Genomic DNA, 18,682 nt, shown 5'->3' with positions numbered 1-18,682 from the left:
ATCAGATTACTTCTCACTGTCTACCAGGCCGCGTACAAACCAACGCTGCATCAGAAGGACCACCGCGACCGGTGGAATTAAAGTCAGGATCATCGCTGCCATCACCTGATTCCATTGGGTTGGCGCACCTGAGCTAGAGATCATGCTCCTTATCCCAGCCACCGCGGTGCCCATAGAGGTATCGCTGGTAATCAAAATTGGCCAAAGATATTGGTTCCAACCATAGATAAAAGTGATCACAAACAGCGCGGCCAAATTAGTTTTAGATAGTGGCAATACGATATCCCAAAAAAAGCGCATCGCCCCGGCACCGTCAATGCGCGCCGCTTCCAATAGCTCATCGGGCAGGGTCATAAAGAACTGGCGGAATAAGAACGTTGCAGTGGCTGACGCCATCAGCGGCAGGGTCAACCCGGTATAACTGTCGAGCATATTCAGGTTCGCAATCACCTGAATTGTTGGGAAAATACGCACTTCCACCGGCAGCATCAGGGTCAGGAAAATCAACCAAAAAAACAGGTTACGTAGCGGGAAGCGAAAGTAAACGATGGCATAAGCAGACAACATCGACACGGTGATTTTGCCAACAGTAATCGCAAACGCCATCACGAAACTGTTAAACAGCATCAACCCGAAAGGCGCACTGTTATTCCCCACCCCGACATGCCAGATGTGGCTAATGTTCTGCCACAAATAGGGCCCGGGGATCAGGGTCATCGGTACCTGAAACACTTGAGTGTCATCCAGCGACGCGGCAACAAAAGCCACATACAGTGGGAACAGGATCAGTAACACGCCGATAATCAGCATGACGTGACAAAAAATGTCCAGCCCACGACGATTCTCAATCATTGGTAACGCACCTTACGTTCAACAAAACGGAACTGGATAACCGTCAGGCCAATCACCAGTAACATCAGCACCACCGACTGAGCGGCAGAGCTAGATAAGTCCAGGCCAGCAAAGCCTTCGCGATAAATTTTATAAATCAGGGTCGTCGTGGCTTGCATCGGCCCACCGCCCGTCGCCGCATCGATAACGGGGAAAGTATCGAAGAAGGCATAGACCAGATTCACCACCAGCAGGAAGAAACTGACCGGTGAAATCAGCGGCAGCACCAGATTAAAGAAGCGGCGTACTGGTCCGGCGCCGTCAATTGCAGCGGCTTCAACCAATGAGCGCGGAATGGATTGCAGCGCGGCAAGGAAAAACAGGAAGTTATAACTGATTTGCTTCCATACTGAAGCCAACACCACCAAGAACATGGCCTGCCCGCTGTTTTGCGCGTGGTTCCAGTTGTAACCCAATGTGGCAAGGAAATGTGTTATCAACCCCAGCCCCGGATTAAACAGGAAAATCCACAATACAGCAGCGATAGCAGGGGCCACCGCATACGGCAGAATCATTAAGGTTTGATAGATACGGCTGCCGCGCAGAACGTAATCCACCATGGCGGCCAGAAACAGCGAAACAATCAAACCAATACCAGCCACCAACGAGCTAAAAATCAGCGTGGTATAAAACGAAGCCAAATAGTATTCATCCTGAAAAAGCTGAATAAAGTTACTCAGCCCGACAAATTTATTGGAGAGGCCAAAAGGGTCCAACATTTGTACCGAGTACCACAGCGCCTCCCCGGCAGGCCACAGGAAGAAAACAGCGGTAATGGCCAGTTGGGGCAATACCAACAGGTAAGGCAACCAACTACAGGAGAAACCGGGACGGGAAGGTGACATAAAATTAACCGTTTCTCAGATGTGATATTGATTACACCAGCGTGCTAATTGAAAACGTGACGCCCTAATTTAATACCGCACAGCACTATTTGTTGGCGTTATTGGCGCAGGCAGTTTGGGTGCGAACAGTGCACCCAAACTGGCAAGTAGAGTAGCCAAATAACCTTATTGATTAGCTTGTTCAAAGCGGCGTAGTAACACATCACCACGTTTAACGGCGCTATCCAACGCTTCTTGAGCTGTCTTCTTACCGGTCCACACCCCTTCCAACTCTTCATCTACCACGGTACGGATCTGTGGCATGTTGCCCAGACGCAAGCCTTTGGTGTACGGCAATGGCGGTTTGTTCAACATCTGGCGAGTCGCCACGTCAGCACCTGGGTTCTTATCATAGAAACCTTGCTGTTTAGTCAGCTCATAGGCTGCCGTCGTAATCGGTAGGTAACCTGTCTTCTGATGCCATTCAGCAGCAATTTCCGGTTGAGCCAAGTATTGCAGGAATTCAGCGACACCTTTGTAAGTATCTTTATCTTTGCCATCCATCACCCACAGACTGGCACCGCCGATAATGGCGTTTTGTGGTACATTTTTCTCGTCAGAATCGTAAGGCATCATGCCAACGCCATAGTTAAATTTGGCGTAATGGCGAATATCCGCAAGGGAACCTGAAGAAGCAGTGGTAATGGCACAATCACCGTTATAGAACTTGGCAGTGGACTCATCTTTGCGGCCAAAATAGGTGAAATCGCCTTTTTTATTCATATCTGACAGCAACTGGATGTGCTTAATCTGTACTGGCTTATTGAATTCCAGTACCGCATCGGTGCCATCAAAGCCATTGTTACGGCTGGCAATAGGTTGGCCGTGCCAGGCACTGAAGTTTTCAATTTGAATCCAACCCTGCCAGCCGCTGGCGTACCCACAGCTTGAACCCGCAGCGCGCAGTTTTGCAGTATCGGCCGCCAATTCCTGCCATGTTTTTGGCGGTTGATCCGGGTTCAGCCCTGCTTTCTTAAAGGCATCTTTGTTGTAGTACAACACGGGAGTGGAACTGTTAAATGGTTGAGATAATAAGTGACCGGTTTTGGCATCGGTGTAATAACCGGCCACTGTTGGCACAAACACCGATTCATCAAATTTGATATTGGCATCTTTAAATACTTGGAATACCGGCTTAATCGCCTTGCTGGCCATCATGGTGGCAGTGCCCACTTCATACACCTGCAAGATTGCGGGGGCTTTACCCGAGCGAAACGCGGCTATCCCTGCCGCCAGGCTCTGTTCGTAGTTCCCTTTATATACAGGTACGATTTTATAGTCGCTATGGGACTGGTTAAATCGGTCAGCTAATGAATTAACCTCGACACCTAACTCCCCTTCCATCGAATGCCAAAAAGGAATTTCAGTCACTGCCATCGTATTGGCACTAAATGCCAATGTCAGCGCAATACCAAGCGATGTCTTACGAATGATTTTATTAAACATATTGGCCCCTGAATAAATCCGTATAGCTCACATCAATGAATTACTGTGGACAAGTGAGCGAAATAAATCAGTTTTTGTTCGCAAGCAAACATGACACCCTTTCATGACGGAAATATAACAATTACATGACATAAAAATGACATAAAAATAAACAAGACATGTCAACATCATTAATTACCCCAATAACACAAACCATTATAAAAATAAAATTACCACCATTTAAAAAACAATATTAAATTAAAAAAACTTAAAAACCCACACGTAAACACTAAAAATTCCATCAAGAATAAATATTAATAATATTACACCAGCCATCCATAACAATATTAAATGCAATATAATCAGCACAATAAAATAGGACTAACTCTTACTTGAAAAAATACCATTTAAAATGTTAGTGTTCTTTCCGGCTTATGTGGAAGTGTATTAACATGACTTTTAACACCCTCATTATCATCACCATAAAAGCCACAAGCATCATTAATCCCTTTCCAGTTGGATAAGGATTTTATATATAACGGACTATCAGGTATTTAATAATGAAAAAGACGCTACTTTCTATTATTACTATGGCGATATTAACCACCAGTGTTAGCGCCAATGCGAATGTAATGGCAAGTTTACAATCTGGTATAAATAACGCTCAAATTCAAGGTATTCAGAGTATGAATCAGTCTGATCAGAGTGTATATTTCAAACCTGCATTAACGAAAGAGATTACGGTTGAATTAGAAGTACCTCAAATAGTCAAATTTTCCAAATCAAATGGTGACGAACTGAGTTTAATTAAACTTAGCATGAACTCATACAAGGCGACAGAGAACATCCGAGTAGAATCTAATGGCGACAGTAAAGTTCGTATTGGCCTTGGAAAACCATTTGATTTAGTGTCTAACAATGGTTCAAGAATACAATCTACCCCTACCGTAATGATAGGTAATACGATGCTGAGTAGAGCTGCTAATGTTGGGCTTGGTGGTCATATGGCAACATTCCCCTTAACTAACTCAGTACTCGATACCACTCTAGACATTAGCGTAAACGGCAACGGACTTAAGTCTGCCGAAGTATACACTGGCACACTTAATCTAGTTATTGAAACGGCTGCATAACTCAGTAAAACATTATAATTTCCTTATTATTAACACATACAGTCAGGGGGTAAACTCCTGGCTGCATGCTCCTTTGAACCAAAAACATAACGTAATGGTGTAACCAGAACCATTACCATAGAAATATATTATTCAAAGGGAGAAGGCATATCGCAATAGTAGTTAACAGTGGAATGGAATCCTATGACAAACAATCTAATAATTAATAAGGCCACTTTACTTGTTTTATTACTTGCTACAATTATTCCAGCACAGGCAGAAGAGATAACAATCGAACAATTAATACCTGTTGGTTTTTCCGCTGTGGAAGAAAATAATACACTACAATTACTGGGTATATTAGAGGGCAAAACATTACCCAGTCCATTTTTTTTCTCGGAAAAAAAACAGCAGTTAAGTTTTGATCAACAACAATATCGCAACAACCATATTGATGAACAATCAATTATTCTATTAGAAAATATTTTACCCCAAATACCTTATTTGCAATGCCAGAATGGCTGCGATTATATCTTATCTAATCATCGCGTCACCGTAGATAAGGTCAATAATGTAGTAACGGTAACCAATAACAGCAACCGTTATTTAATGCCTGTCACCACTTGGGGATTGGTCCATAATCAATCCTTTGACCTGCGTATGACTACAGAAAATTACCGCGCTATTTCAGGCCGAGGGCAAGGATATATTGGTCTACCCTTGCAATCTTTTGGCTTCGCTAATTGGTTTTATAACACTAGCCGTTCAAAAAACAGTTATCACGCCACACACCAGCCCCAATATCAACAGCAAACTCAAATAGGTATCGATAGTTGGTATTTGCAAAATAACTTCCAAGCACACTACCTACGGGCAGGTAAACAAAATAATCTGGATAACAGTGCTGGCAGCATTCATACCCTGATTAACCCTGCTTTAGACCAATTCGTGACGCTGGGTAGCCAAAGTTACTTAACTATTAATAAGCCCTCCGCGGGCAGCTTAGTGCTATATGCCACCAGCGATGGCGATTTCGAAATCTATCGCGATAACCAACTTATCCGCCGAATCCCTGCCCAACTGGGCCGTAATGAAATTGATTACAACCAACTTCCCGGCGGCTATTACAACGTTGAGGTCCGGTTAGTCGACCGTACAGGGAAAGTCGTCAGCCAGGAAAGCCAAACCATCAGTAATATTAACACTCAAACCAATAATGGCTGGTTCCTGACTATGGGTAAAGGAATGGCGCGTAGCCATAGCTCTCCCCACCTGATGCAGTTTGGCCGCAGTATGAACCTGCAAAGCGTGCAAGCTAATATCACGCTACTCAAAGATAGCGCCAGCCACTGGGCAGCAGAAGGGAATATTTCGCGCCCCTTTATTTTTTCTGATCTCGACCTTACCCCTACTCTGGGCGTGATGTCTGGCGAAAAACGTGATGGCGGATATCTGCGCATAACCGGTGGAAGCACCGTACTAGGATATGCCTCTGTATCCCGTTATCAAACACCAGGTGTGTCTATATACGCACCAAATGCGGGTAGCACATCAGCTTCTTATAGTCGCCAATTGGGGCCAATCCAACTGAGCTATCAATTCAATCAATTTAGCACCAGCCAGCAGCACCGTATCCAAAGCCGCTGGGACTGGCGACGGCCGCAATATAACCTTGCGCTGTCCCTTGGTGTACAAAAAGGCAGGCAATGGAACAACCAGAATAATTACGGTGTATTTCTTAATACCACACTCTCCTTTCTCAAAAGCAGCGCCAGCATCAACAGTGCCTATGATCAGCAGCAGTTGGTTACCAGTGCCAGTTATCAAAAAGAATTTAACGATAACTATGGCAACAGCACCTTGGGTATTGATGGCAGTGCCAGTGGGAAAACATCCAGCATCGGCAGCTTTGCTCATCGCAGTGGCAGCCGTGGTGATGTATCGGCACGAATGGGAGTTGATAACAAGATAGCCAATGGCAGCATCAGTTATAGCGGCATGCTGGCTATCAGCCCGCAAGGCATGGCATTAGGCCGCAGCAGCTACAGCGGAACCGCATTACTGATAGAGACACCGGACTTAGCTGGCACGCCATATAGCTTCAATGCGGAAGGCCATCCGATAACCGGCGCGGGTACTTACGCTATACCGATTCCACGGTATCAGGACCGTTTCTTTGTGCAAACACATATCGAACGCAATGACCTGGATATGAATATTCAGTTACCCGTCAATATTGCTCGCGCCCATCCTGGGCAAGTTTTTTCCAGTAAGGCCGATATCACATTGAACCTGCTTTACAGCGGTTTTCTCAAGGATGAGCACGGGCAACCTGTTAGCGGGGTTATTCAGGAAACTGGAGATACCGTCCACCCCAATGGACTATTTTCTATTCACTCTCGTGCCAAGCTGAAAAATATTCAGGTTCAAAACCACTTAGCCCGTTACCGCTGCAATATGAGCCAGCAACGCGATCATATTTATCTTTGTCACTTAGATTAATACCAACAGGAATTGTTATGAAATATGCCTATTTACTCTCCACTATCGCCTTCTTGTTGGTACCGATTACCGCCACTTATGCGCAGTTAGTGGCTATCCCTACCCGTACCACAGTGGAATCACTGGACCAACACCGGACAATCCAAGTCTATAACAGCGGTGATAAGCCACTGTATCTGGATATCACACTACAACGAGTAGACAACCCCGGGGTGCATCCTGAACAGAAAACACTGATAAGTGATATCTCGCAGCCTGAAATGATTTTTAACCCCAACCGGATTACTTTAGGACCGAAACAGAAGCGTAATATTAGACTATTGCCCTTAAAATCTCCGACGCAGGAAACGCTGTATCGGCTGTATATCAACCCGGTAGTCGATATCAAAGCTGTCGGTCAGCATGAGGACAAAAGCAAAATCCATGCTCCCATGACCATCAGTATTGGTTATGGTGTGTTGATTCATCATGTACCCCCCTTAACTGCACAGACTCGTCACTGGCAGCATCAATGCTTGCCGGGCGGTCATCTCATGCTTACCTCCAGCGGCACGGTTCATAGCAAATTTGAGCAACTGAACTCCGGCGACAAGACAGATAGCCTGAATCTATATCCCGGAACCCCCATCACCCTGTCAACCAAACGACTCAGCGGTAAGGTAGATAATGAAACGTTTACTGTTCATTGCGGCTAGCCTCCTGCCGCCCTCGGTTTTCAGTGCCATAGATATTCAGCCACATGTGCTGGAAATAGAGCAGGAAAGTACGGTGGTGACAGTAACTAATTACGGTTTAGACCCTGAGTACGTGACAGTTCAACTGTACCAGCTTAATAACCCAGGTGAGTCGCCAGAACAAGAATCACTAACCTCGGTAGGCGAACAGCGACATCCCGCACTATTTGCATTCCCAGCAAAACTGACTCTGGGACCAAAGCAGAGTGGGAGAATATTTCTTAAAGCACTTAGCACGCCGGATAAAGAGCAGGTATATCGACTCGCAGTAGTACCGGTTAATAACTTGCAAGTTACCGGTGGCCATACTGCCGTGTTGGGGGTGCAGTTAAGTTATATGGGATTGGTCAGGCATCTGGCGGCATCACCGCAACCCCAGTGGGCACACCGCTGTCTTGACGGGGGGATGGTGTTGGAGAATACCGGTAACACCCGCCTACAGTGGCGTCAGTTGAAAACCCAGGAACAGGATATAGAGGACTTTAATCTCTATCCCGACCAACATCGGCAGCTGGCGGTCAGTGATGTACGAGGAATGATCGAGGATAAGCCCTTCAACTTGCGATGTATCGCAGGGTAAAGATAAGGAACATTATGAATATCATAAAAATCATCGCCCTATCCCTATTACTCCCCTCACAGGCAAGGGCAGATTCAATTCCTCTGGGGAATATCGATGTCAGGTTAGAAGTGACAGCACACCCCAGGATCGAGGTTGAAAAGCCACAAGGGGGTTGGTATAGCAGTATAAAACTGGAAAGTAGCCCCGAAAATCACTTGCTGTATCAAAAGGAACTCCCAGTAGTCGTCAAGCTACGCAGGCAAGAAGGATTTCGAATTTCGGTGAAAAATCCACTGATACTGACTCGTCACTCTACTGTATTGACGGGAGCAGATCAGGCATTCTCCCCCGCGCAAGTGCGCTGGGGCACGGATCGCGCCAACCTGCGCGTGTTATCAGCCATCCCTGAGACATTCAACATAACCCAGGGTAGAACCCGCCAAACCAGTACCGACTATATATTACATATTTCAGCATTAGCGCCCAGTGGGCCAAATTCCGCAGGGAAATATCATGGGCAGCTAACATTAATATTTGAAACGAATAGCTGAAATAAATAACTGATAGTCATGGAGAGATAATCAAGTGAATGTTAAATACAGACTATTCCTTATGGGGCTATTATTGCTAATAATTCAGCCTATAGCTATGGCAAACCTCTATTTTTATCCCTACACCCAACAATACTCTAATTGCAAAATCAAACTAAACGCTGATGACAGCGTGGAGGTTTATTTTCGGGCGATGCTGAAAGATTTATATTCCTCATCAGGAACAATGGTAAATGGAAAGCATATATTAGCCTGGGGAAAATTACTAAATATCCCAACTGATGAGATGAGAAATATCGGGTTACCTAACCGGCGTGCGCTCCTGTCACTTTATTTCTATAAAGCTGATGGTTCACGAGATTTCAGTATTCAATTTAATGATATCACTAATCTTTCGCTCAATGGCGAAGCGCCCTCAGATTCGAATGATAATACTCAGGAAATACTGTTCAACCGTGATCTCAAATCATCACCCTTTGACAAGAAGTATTACTATGTTTCATTCAAGGTTGCCGCACATGTCCTCAAGGATATCAGAATCGGTGCAACTGTAGGAGGTGCGATCCATTACAAAGGGCAATATCACTCATTAATGTCATCTACTGGCGTTTCCTTTGGTCAGAATGGCAAACAATGCACACTCTTTAATCCTCAGGCAGACGTGGCACCAGAAGCCCTTAAAATTGATCCTAAATTCCGTATGGACGCAAAAACATGGCAATTGAAGTCTTTCGATTTAGATGAATTACTTGAGAAAATTGAGCGCGGCGCTAAAGGGAAAAGCGTACACGCGCCATTGATTAATCCAGTAGGTAACCGTTTTTGTATCCGCTATCGCGCCACCGGGATTCAACGGACGCGTTATATGATTAGCGCCACCAACCGAAATGGATTAGCAGCAAACACTGTACATTTTCAGTTAAAGGAAGCTGAGAGTGATAAGACCATCGGTTATACCGTGGAATTTCAAAGCCAAGCAGGTAATACGAAAAACTTTTTACTGCCAAAAGAGAAAAAGTTTATTCAGTTGAGAAATGATAATAACGGTGAAATGTGCTGGTCACCACGCATACGGCTTTATAATACCAAGACAACCGATAAAGGAAGTTATAGCGATACACTCAATTTCACTATTACACCACAGGCATGATGCCGAACAGCTAGAAGATAGCTTTATGATTAGCTAATAACTAAGGCCCGGAAACGGGCCTTCATAGATAATGAAAAACGACGATTTAACCGCCCAGATAAGCTGAACGCACGGCTTCATTAGCTAACAACGCAGCCCCCGTGTCCTCCAGAACAATACGACCATTCTCTAGTACATAGCCACGATCTGCTAACTTCAAAGCCTGATTCGCATTCTGCTCAACGAGGAAAATAGTCATCCCTTCTTCTCGTAATTGTTGAATAGTATCAAATATTTGCAGAATAATTATCGGTGCTAATCCTAATGAAGGTTCATCCAGTAACAGTAATTTTGGCTGGCTCATCAAGGCACGGCCTATCGCCAACATCTGTTGCTCGCCACCAGACATGGTTCCTGCTCGCTGAGCCCGACGTTCAAATAATCGCGGGAACAAGTCGTAAACCCGTTCAATACGTTGCTGATATTGCTGACGATCAGCGAAAAATCCCCCCATCGCCAGATTTTCTTCAACCGTCATCCGGGAAAATACCCGTCGGCCTTCAGGAACAATCGCAATCGCCTCACGCATAATGCGTGCGGTCTGCCAATCCGTAATATTCTGCTCACCAAAAACAATACTGCCCTCGGTCGCACGAGGCTCACCACACAATGTCCCCAACAGTGTGGTTTTACCCGCACCGTTAGCACCAATCAGTGTAACGATCTCACCTTGTTGAATATGCAGGCTAACCTGATGCAATGCCTGAATTTTGCCGTAATGGGCTGAAACGTTATTAAATGACAACATGTTATGTTTATGCCTCGCCCACTTTTTATTTACCCAAAAATACTTCTACTTAAAAATAAGTTATTCGCCCAAATAGGCCCGGATCACATCCGGGTTATTACGGATTTCGCTGGGTGTGCCTTGTGCTAACGGCGTTCCCTGATTGACCACATAAATGCGATCAGAAATTCCCATCACCAGTTTCATATCATGTTCGATTAACAATACCGAGACTTGGTGTTGGTCACGTAACTCCATAATCAACTGATTCAGTTCATCAGTCTCTTTGGGGTTCAATCCCGCAGCGGGCTCATCTAACATCAATAGCTCAGGGCGAGTCACCATGCAGCGGGCAATTTCCAGACGACGCTGCTGACCATAGGCCAAATTCCCCGCCTGTCGGTTTGCCAGCTCTAATAGGCCGACACGCTCCAACCAAGTGGCTGCACGCTCCAACGCGTCGGCCTCTGCTCGCCGAAAACCGGGGGTTTTCAGCAAACCGGCAAAAACCCCACTTTTAAGGTGCTGATGCTGAGCCACCAGCAGGTTCTCCACCACCGTCATTTCACGGAACAGACGCACATGCTGGAAAGTACGAATCACCCCCATTCGGGCAATCATCTGGCCGGGCAGCCCTTCAAGATGACGATCACGTAACTTAATCGTGCCGCCAGTCGGGCGGTAAAAACCGGTTAGGCAGTTAAAAATTGTGGTCTTACCTGCCCCATTAGGGCCAATCAGCGAGACAATCTCACCCTGATTGAGGGTCAGACCCACATTGTTCACCGCCAGTAACCCACCAAAACGCATGGACAGCCCTTCAACTGCTAACAAAGGTTGCGTATTCATACCTGCTCCCCTTTTTTAGCTTTTATCTCTGCGACTTTTAGCTTTAGCTGTGGCCGTTTCATTGGCAGCAACCCTTGTGGACGCCAAATCATCATCAGTACCATCAATGCACCTAACAGCAACATACTGTAAGCATTGAGGTCACGCATTAATTCCCGCGAAACCACCAGCAATACCGCCGCCAGGATGACCGCGAACTGCGACCCCATGCCACCTAACACCACAATCGCTAGCACGAAAGCCGATTCAACAAAGGTGAAGGATTCAGGACTAACGAAACCCTGTCGGGCGGCAAACAAAGTACCGGCAAAACCAGCAAACGCGGCACTGATAGTAAATGCGGTCAGTTTGATTTTGGTTGGGCTAAGGCCCAATGAGCGGCAGGCGATTTCATCTTCACGCAATGCTTCCCATGCTCGGCCCAGCGGCATACGCAGCAGTCGATTGATCACAAACAAGGTCAGGATCACTAATAACAACGCCACCATATACAAGAAAATGATACGGTCACTAGGATCATAAGTCAGGCCAAAGAAGTTGTGGAAAGTATCCCAACCGCCATCCTTCGCAGTGCGGCTGAACTCTAAACCAAATAGTGTTGGTTTTGGAATTTGGCTAATCCCATTCGGGCCACCGGTGATTTCCGTATTATTGAGCAGCAAAATACGTACAATTTCACCAAAACCCAAAGTGACAATCGCCAGGTAATCCCCCCGCAAACGTAATACTGGGAAGCCCAACAAGAAGCCAGACAGTGCTGCGACTATGCCAGCCAGCGGTAAACTCTCCCAAAAACCTAAACCGTAATAGTGATTCAACAGCGCATAGGTATAGGCACCAATGGCATAAAATCCACCGTAGCCTAGTACCAGCAGGCCAGATAGCCCCACGACAACGTTCAATCCCAACCCCAACATGACATAAATCAACGTCAGGGTCGCAATATCCACTGAACCTCTGGAGACCAGGAACGGCCAGGCGATTGCGGCGATAATAATTGCTGCGGCTAATAGTTTTTGACGGGGGCTGGTGCCATCAAAACTAGGCAATACCCATGCCGGACCAGAGACTTTTTTAATACCTTGCTGGATGTACGGGCGCACCAGTTGGAAGAAAAACACCACGATACAACCCGCGCCAATCCACAGCCAGCGGACTTCTGCCGCCCCTTGCACAATGAGTTTGGTGCCGTCTAACTGCAACTGCAAACCCATTACAAACGAGGCAAGGACGAAGAGCACAAAACTGGAAATAATGGCATTAACAAAGTTGAGTTGTTTCATACTTTTTCAACCTCTGGACGGCCTAAGATCCCAGTAGGCATAACAAGCAGCACCACAATCAGCAATGCGAATGAAACTGCATCTTTGTATTCAGTGCTTAGATAAGCAGAAGTTAATGCTTCAGCCACACCCAGAATCAAGCCACCGATCATCGCGCCAGGAATACTACCAATGCCACCCAATACGGCTGCGGTGAAGGCTTTCATACCGGCCATAAAACCAATATATGGGTTGATAACCCCATAGAACTGGCCAAGTAATACCCCTGCCACGGCGGCCATCAATGCCCCGATAACAAAGGTCAGCGAGATAACCCGGTCAGTATTAATACCCAGCAGGCTCGCCATTTTTAAGTCTTCAGCACAGGCACGGCAGGCACGCCCCATACGGGAATAGCGGATAAATAAGGTTAATGCCAGCATCGCCAAGAAAGTGACTACCCAGATGGTCAGTTGCATGGTGCTGATGGTCGCGGCAAACCCATTGGTTTCTGCCAAAGTCCATTGCCCAGTAACCAAACTCGGTAGTGCTAAATCCCGTGAGCCTTGCGTCAGGCTGACGTAGTTTTGCAGGAAGATTGACATCCCAATCGCCGAGATCAGTGCAATCAAACGCTTGGAGCTACGAACCGGCTTATAGGCCACCCGTTCAATACTCCAACCATAAGCACTGGCGATCACGATAGAGACGAGAAAAGCAGAGCCGATCAATAACCAGCTAGCGTCGATCCCCATCATCATCAATGCGGCGATCACGATAAACGAAACGTAGCTGCCGATCATATACACTTCGCCGTGAGCAAAGTTGATCATGCCGATAATGCCGTACACCATGGTATAACCAATGGCGATCAGCGCATACGTGCTGCCCAACGTAACACCGTTGAACATCTGTTGCAGAAAATAAAGAAACTGCTCTGACATACCCTAACCCTTTGATTCACTTGCCTGGCTGCCCTAGCCAACTGCGCCAAATCTACTGTGTGCAGAGAGGAAAATCCCCCCGAAACATGGGGGGATGCAGTTGGTAAAAGGGGCCGGGTTGCTGCGAGAGCAACCCTACAACTTAATGATTCTAATATTATTGTTATTTGACCGCAGTTGAAGAACCATCTGCGTGCCATTCAAAAATACCGAATTCAAACCCTTTCAAATCGCCTTTTTCATCCCAACTCAATGGCCCCATCACTGTTTCAACCGGCTTACCGGTTTTCAGATCTTTGACCAAATCAGCCGGCTCTTGGCTGCCGCTACGTTCCATTGCTGTGGTTAGCGATTGCAATGCAGCATAGGTTGTCCAAACAAACGGACCGGTTGGGTCAAGTTTCTTCGCTTTCAGCGCATCAACAATAGGCTGGTTAGTTGGCACCTGATCATAACGTTTCGGTAATGTCACCAGCATGCCTTCAGAAGCGTCACCAGCGATATTAGATAGTGAGGAGTTACCAACACCCTCTGGCCCCATAAAGCGAGCTGTCAGACCTGCTTGCTTCGCCTGACGCAGGATCTGCCCCATCTCTGGGTAGTAACCACCAAAGTAGACGAAATCGACATTCTCTTTCTTCAGACGAGCCACCAACGTAGAGAAATCTTTATCACCCGCGGTCACGCCTTCAAACAGCACCACTTCGGTACCTTGCTTTTTCAAGCTGTCACGTACAGAACGCGCCAAGCCTTCACCGTACTGCTGCTTATCGTGTACCACTGCAATACGTTTAGGCTTAATAGTCTCAATGATATATTTGGCAGCGGTTGGGCCTTGATCAGAATCCAAACCGGTGGTGCGCATGATCATTTTGTAACCACGCGTGGTCAGATCGGCATTGGTTGCAGCAGGAGTGATCATAATCACACCTTCATCTTCATAAATGTCTGAAGCAGGCTGAGTTGAAGAAGAGCACAGATGGCCGATAACATAACGAATACCGTCGTTAATGACTTTGTTGGCAACGGCGACAGCTTGTTTCGGGTCGCAGGCATCATCGTACTCCACGCCAACCAGTTTATCGCCTTTGATTCCACCTTTGGCATTGATATCAGCAATAGCCTGACGTGCGCCGGTAAATTCCATGTCACCATATTGGGCAACCGGGCCTGACATCGCGCCAACAATGGCGACTTTAATGTCTTTAGCCAGTACAGAGTGGCTCATCGCCATTGCTATACACCCAGCCAGCAACACTTTACCTTTTGTTAATTTCATCCGCGAATTCCCCATCTGTCATTGTGAACGTGCTTGTTGTGTCGGTCTTAACGTTTTATCGAATGTAACGTTTTATTCATAAGTAATAATGATTTAGTCTCAAAAGTAATAGATTTCTCTAATAAGACTTTATTTTTCATGTCATTAAACAGGAGTTTTATGCTGCAAATCAACTAGGACAAGCAGAAACAAGCGGTGTAAACAGCATAAAATTAGGATTAAATTGAATGGGTTTTACTCAAATGATAGTGGGTTGTGCTGGTTATGTGATCTTTTACTCCGGTAAAACTCGGAAAATGCAGTAGCGAAAAAACATTTTCCGCCGTGAACGTACAGAAAAACTTACACAACGCTCTAGTCTGTGATCTAGTACAATAAACCACAGCCCCATTACCCTTACTTTTTTGTGGTCTCTCGACGATGAAACTGACTATTGAACGATTAACAACCCTTACTCATCAGGATCTTATCGATTTAGCGAAGATCTGGCCTGAACAACAGCCAACACTCTGGCAGCAGTGGATTAACGATGGTAAGCCGCTGTTTGGCGCGCGTTTTAACGAGCGTCTATTAGGTGCAGTCAAAATCACGGTGAATGGTCAGCAGGCTGAGTTTCAGGATTTGTATGTCAGAGAGGTGACTCGTCGCCGTGGCGTGGGATTATATTTGATCGAAGAAACGCAGCGTCAGTTACCGACAGTACAGCACTGGCAACTTAAGGATGAGCAGGTTATAGCCGAACAACATGAGGCGATGGATGGTTTTATGCACGCCTGTGGTTTTAGCCGTGGCACACAAGGCTGGCACAAATAGCCAGTATCAATAAAATAGCGATCTCAGCTCATTTGGTTTTGCTAGATAAAGCGGGTTTTGCTAAATAAATTTTGTTGATGGAGAGTGCCAAAAAAGCAAAAGGGCGACATTAATAAATAATATCGCCCTTCATGTTACGTCATATCCCGTTGTAACCTAACATCACAGTTGTGTTTAGCTGCAATGCTAATGGTTTTGGGTATGTGTATTAGGCTTCAATCGCCATGCGTAATTTTTTCATCGCGTTCTTTTCAAGCTGACGCACACGTTCAGCAGATACACCGTACTGATCGGCCAGTTCCTGCAACGTTGACTTGTTGTCATCGTCCAACCAACGGGCGCGAATAATATGCTGGCTCCGCTCGTCCAATCCTTCCAACGCATAAGACAATTTATCTGCCGCATGGTTATCCCAGTTATCCTCTTCAATGCCATCAGCAAAATCAGAGGTTTTATCCTGTAAATACAGGACCGGCGCCATGGATTGGCCATCACGTGCTTCGTCATCTGGAGATGGATCAAATGTCATATCCTGTGCGGACATGCGTGATTCCATCTCGCGAACATCTTTACTGGTCACACCCAGTTCTTTGGCAACCAGCTCGACTTCATCCTGATTAAACCAACCCAGACGCTGCTTGGTTTTACGCAGGTTGAAGAACAATTTACGCTGAGCTTTGGTGGTTGCGACTTTGACAATTCGCCAGTTACGCAGAACATATTCGTGAATTTCTGCTTTGATCCAATGTACCGCAAAGGACACCAGACGTACCCCGACTTCAGGGTTAAAACGGCGAACTGCTTTCATCAAGCCAATATTACCTTCCTGAATAAGGTCAGCCTGTGGCAAACCATACCCGGAATAGTTGCGGGCAACATGAGCGACAAAGCGCAGGTGAGACAGGATAAGCTGTTTAGCCGCTCCCAGATCGCCCTGGTAATGCAGCCGTTCAGCCAGCTCCCGTTCTTCCTCTGCGGTCAGCATCGGATAGGCGTTGGCGGCCCGAATATAGGCTTCCAGACTACCTTGGGGTACTAAGGCTAAAGTTTGCATTTCTTTGGTCATTCAAAACCCTCTCATTGCATGTTTAGTGCAGTTTTGTCTCAGCGCAGATATTTTAGCATCTGCTTAAACAGATTCAAGCGCTGGGCACATTATCATTTCACTGTGTTATTGGACTGGTTATTGCCGTAAAAGTTCATACTAGATCACACTTTTTGACTCTGGATCTTAGCAGATAACCGGTCAAGCGGATCAGGGAGTATAGATGGAATTCACTACAGCAAATACCTCTTTCCCTGCTTTAGTTCAACACCGCAGGGAAAGAGTATAACAAACATTCTTTACTGCGGTGTAAATCGACGTAAATGTTGGACCGTTGCCAGCCACGCTGCAATCCAGCCGATCATGGCAGAGATCAACACCAGCAACAGGCACTCATCCCAGCTCAAGCCATGTAAGGTAAATTGGGTACCGAACACCGCTGCCACCTGCGTAACCACCGAGCCAAGCTTCCATACCAGCCCTTCTGATAGGATCAGAGATAACACCGCACCACCAAATCCCAGCATTGCCCCACCGTTCAGGAACGGCCGCAGAATGAACCCATCCGTTGCACCAATCAACTTCATAACATTGATAGTATCGCGGCGGCTAAAGATACTCAGACGCACACTGTTACCAATTACCAGGAACACGGCAACCACCATCAAAACACCAATCATGGCCGCGACCTGCCCGACCAGGCCTGTCAGCGCGGCCAAACGGGCAAACCAGCTATCATCCATGCGGACTTCAGCCACCCCTTCCACCTTACTAACCCGATCACGCAGGGTATCCAGCGTCCCTGAGCTCTGGAAATCCAATTTAGGGGTGATGATGGCAACAGCGGGCAGCGGATTTTCTTCCAGCATATCCAGCGCTCCACCAAAACCGGACCAGTTGCGGAACTCACCCATCGCTTCTTCCCGCGACAGATAATTAACCTTCTCCACACCTGCTTCCGCTTTCAGCGTAGTCACCACGTTCTCAGCTGCGTTATCGTCCAGTGCTTTATCTAAATAGACCGTCAGTTGTGGGGTTGGATACCATTGATCTGCCGCCTGACTGACGTTCTTCCACACGATATAGCATACGCTTGGCAGTGTTAACGAAATGGCAATCACCATCACCGTTAACAGTGTCGCCAATGGCTGGCGCATCATATCGGCAATGGCATTAACCCACGAATAGCGCCACTGTTCACGCCAACCGCCTTTTAGCGCTTTGGTTTTTGCTTTCTGTGCGTTATTCGCCATGATGCGCTCCTAACATCCGCCCCTGACTCAATGTCAGAATCGGGTAGCGCCGCCGGGCAATCAACGACGTATCGTGGGTTGCCATCAACACGGTAACGCCCACACGGTTAAATTCTTCAAACAAACGCAAAATACCTTCGGATAATGCATCGTCTAAGTTACCCGTCGGTTCATCAGCCAGTAATACTGCCGGTTTATTCACTACCGCCCGAGCAATGCCTACACGCTGTTGCTCACCGCCGGAAAGTTGAATTGGGAAGTTTTTCGCCTTATCCAGCAACCCTACTTTATCCAGTGCTGCGGATACTCTGCGGCGAATATCTTCAGTGCTGGCACCAGCAATAATCAATGGCATAGCGACATTGTCATATACCGTTCTGTCCAACAACAGGTGATGATCCTGGAAGATCATCCCGATCTGGCGACGCAGGAAAGGTACTTCTCGGTTTTTCAAGCGACTTATATCGTGACCACCAAACCATATATGACCGGCACTGGGGCGCTCGATACCACAAATCAGTTTCAGCAGGGTGCTTTTCCCTGCACCGGAATGGCCGGTCAGAAACGCCATTTCCGCTGGGCGCAGATGAAAATCGACCCCTTGGAGCGCCTGTCGTCCGCCCAGATAAGCTTTACTGACCTGTTCAAAGCGAATCATCC

At 46.6% G+C, this 18,682-nt stretch carries 18 protein-coding genes; 7 read left to right on the top strand and 11 right to left on the bottom strand.

The annotated features are described in order from the left end of the window. Window positions 1-6: 6 nt before the first annotated feature. From ugpE to ugpB, 3 genes are all read right to left on the bottom strand, one after another. Window positions 7-852 (bottom strand): sn-glycerol-3-phosphate ABC transporter permease UgpE, encoded by an 846-nt coding sequence (gene ugpE, locus V2A84_RS20485; protein WP_083161992.1) that lies wholly within the window; start codon window positions 850-852, stop codon window positions 7-9. Continuing rightward, window positions 849-1,736 (bottom strand): sn-glycerol-3-phosphate ABC transporter permease UgpA, encoded by an 888-nt coding sequence (gene ugpA / locus V2A84_RS20480; protein ID WP_083161990.1) that lies wholly within the window; start codon window positions 1,734-1,736, stop codon window positions 849-851. The genes ugpE and ugpA overlap by 4 nt, the downstream gene beginning before the upstream one ends. Before the next feature lie 165 nt (window positions 1,737-1,901). Then, window positions 1,902-3,221, bottom strand: coding sequence for a sn-glycerol-3-phosphate ABC transporter substrate-binding protein UgpB (gene ugpB, locus V2A84_RS20475; protein WP_083161988.1), 1,320 nt, complete (start codon window positions 3,219-3,221; stop codon window positions 1,902-1,904). 539 nt (window positions 3,222-3,760) lie between these two features. On the opposite strand from ugpB, the gene V2A84_RS20470 reads away from it, so the two are divergent. The 6 genes from V2A84_RS20470 (at window position 3,761) to V2A84_RS20445 (ending at window position 9,811) form a co-directional block, all read left to right on the top strand. After that, a complete protein-coding gene (locus V2A84_RS20470) occupies window positions 3,761-4,333 on the top strand; it encodes a hypothetical protein (protein ID WP_442849037.1) in 573 nt (190 codons plus the stop codon). Window positions 4,334-4,516: 183 nt separating this feature from the next. After that, entirely contained in the window at window positions 4,517-6,814 is a 2,298-nt protein-coding gene (locus tag V2A84_RS20465) for a TcfC E-set like domain-containing protein (protein ID WP_442849036.1), read from the top strand. Between the two features lie 17 nt (window positions 6,815-6,831). Continuing rightward, window positions 6,832-7,509, top strand: coding sequence for a fimbria/pilus periplasmic chaperone (locus tag V2A84_RS20460; protein ID WP_083161982.1), 678 nt, complete (start codon window positions 6,832-6,834; stop codon window positions 7,507-7,509). Further along, window positions 7,481-8,128, top strand: a complete 648-nt coding sequence (locus V2A84_RS20455) for a hypothetical protein (protein ID WP_083161980.1) — start codon at window positions 7,481-7,483, stop codon at window positions 8,126-8,128. The genes V2A84_RS20460 and V2A84_RS20455 overlap by 29 nt, the downstream gene beginning before the upstream one ends. A gap of 14 nt (window positions 8,129-8,142) precedes the next feature. Next, window positions 8,143-8,661 (top strand): fimbrial protein, encoded by a 519-nt coding sequence (locus V2A84_RS20450; RefSeq protein WP_083161978.1) that lies wholly within the window; start codon window positions 8,143-8,145, stop codon window positions 8,659-8,661. A gap of 34 nt (window positions 8,662-8,695) precedes the next feature. Then, window positions 8,696-9,811 carry a hypothetical protein gene (locus V2A84_RS20445; RefSeq protein ID WP_442848243.1) on the top strand — a complete coding sequence of 372 codons (1,116 nt, stop codon included), beginning with the start codon at window positions 8,696-8,698 and terminating at the stop codon, window positions 9,809-9,811. An 85-nt stretch (window positions 9,812-9,896) separates the two neighbouring features. On the opposite strand, the gene livF is transcribed toward V2A84_RS20445, so the two are convergent. The 5 genes from livF to V2A84_RS20420 form a co-directional block, all read right to left on the bottom strand. Further along, window positions 9,897-10,598 carry a high-affinity branched-chain amino acid ABC transporter ATP-binding protein LivF gene (livF, locus tag V2A84_RS20440; RefSeq protein ID WP_083161973.1) on the bottom strand — a complete coding sequence of 234 codons (702 nt, stop codon included), beginning with the start codon at window positions 10,596-10,598 and terminating at the stop codon, window positions 9,897-9,899. A gap of 60 nt (window positions 10,599-10,658) precedes the next feature. Further along, window positions 10,659-11,426 (bottom strand): high-affinity branched-chain amino acid ABC transporter ATP-binding protein LivG, encoded by a 768-nt coding sequence (livG, locus tag V2A84_RS20435; RefSeq protein WP_083161971.1) that lies wholly within the window; start codon window positions 11,424-11,426, stop codon window positions 10,659-10,661. Next, the gene (locus tag V2A84_RS20430; RefSeq protein ID WP_083161969.1) at window positions 11,423-12,709 is read right to left on the bottom strand and encodes a high-affinity branched-chain amino acid ABC transporter permease LivM; all 1,287 of its coding nucleotides are present in this window, start codon (window positions 12,707-12,709) and stop codon (window positions 11,423-11,425) included. The genes livG and V2A84_RS20430 overlap by 4 nt, the downstream gene beginning before the upstream one ends. Further along, window positions 12,706-13,632: a high-affinity branched-chain amino acid ABC transporter permease LivH gene (gene livH / locus V2A84_RS20425; RefSeq protein ID WP_083161967.1), complete on the bottom strand. Its 927-nt coding sequence runs from the start codon at window positions 13,630-13,632 to the stop codon at window positions 12,706-12,708. Before livH ends, V2A84_RS20430 begins: the two co-directional genes overlap by 4 nt. A 163-nt stretch (window positions 13,633-13,795) precedes the next feature. Further along, window positions 13,796-14,911 (bottom strand): branched-chain amino acid ABC transporter substrate-binding protein, encoded by a 1,116-nt coding sequence (locus V2A84_RS20420; protein WP_083161965.1) that lies wholly within the window; start codon window positions 14,909-14,911, stop codon window positions 13,796-13,798. A 420-nt stretch (window positions 14,912-15,331) separates the two neighbouring features. Here V2A84_RS20420 and panM point away from each other — a divergent pair, with 420 nt between their 5' ends. Beyond that, window positions 15,332-15,724, top strand: coding sequence for an aspartate 1-decarboxylase autocleavage activator PanM (gene panM / locus V2A84_RS20415; protein WP_083161963.1), 393 nt, complete (start codon window positions 15,332-15,334; stop codon window positions 15,722-15,724). A 208-nt stretch (window positions 15,725-15,932) separates the two neighbouring features. Here the strand turns inward: panM and rpoH are convergent, their stop codons facing one another. The 3 genes from rpoH to ftsE all read right to left on the bottom strand — a co-directional run bounded on the left by rpoH (window position 15,933) and on the right by ftsE (window position 18,680). Next, complete coding sequence (gene rpoH / locus V2A84_RS20410; RefSeq protein ID WP_004391342.1) at window positions 15,933-16,790, bottom strand: RNA polymerase sigma factor RpoH; 858 nt, start codon at window positions 16,788-16,790, stop codon at window positions 15,933-15,935. A 278-nt stretch (window positions 16,791-17,068) separates the two neighbouring features. Next, window positions 17,069-18,022, bottom strand: a complete 954-nt coding sequence (gene ftsX / locus V2A84_RS20405; protein ID WP_083161961.1) for a permease-like cell division protein FtsX — start codon at window positions 18,020-18,022, stop codon at window positions 17,069-17,071. Continuing rightward, window positions 18,012-18,680 (bottom strand): cell division ATP-binding protein FtsE, encoded by a 669-nt coding sequence (gene ftsE, locus V2A84_RS20400; protein WP_019213191.1) that lies wholly within the window; start codon window positions 18,678-18,680, stop codon window positions 18,012-18,014. The genes ftsX and ftsE overlap by 11 nt, the downstream gene beginning before the upstream one ends. Window positions 18,681-18,682 lie beyond the last annotated feature (2 nt).

Origin of the sequence: Yersinia sp. 2553 StPb PI, from assembly GCF_052217105.1 — a bacterium.
Taxonomy (GTDB): Bacteria; Pseudomonadota; Gammaproteobacteria; order Enterobacterales; family Enterobacteriaceae; genus Yersinia; species Yersinia enterocolitica_E.
This window is presented reverse-complemented; position numbering and strand designations above follow the sequence as displayed.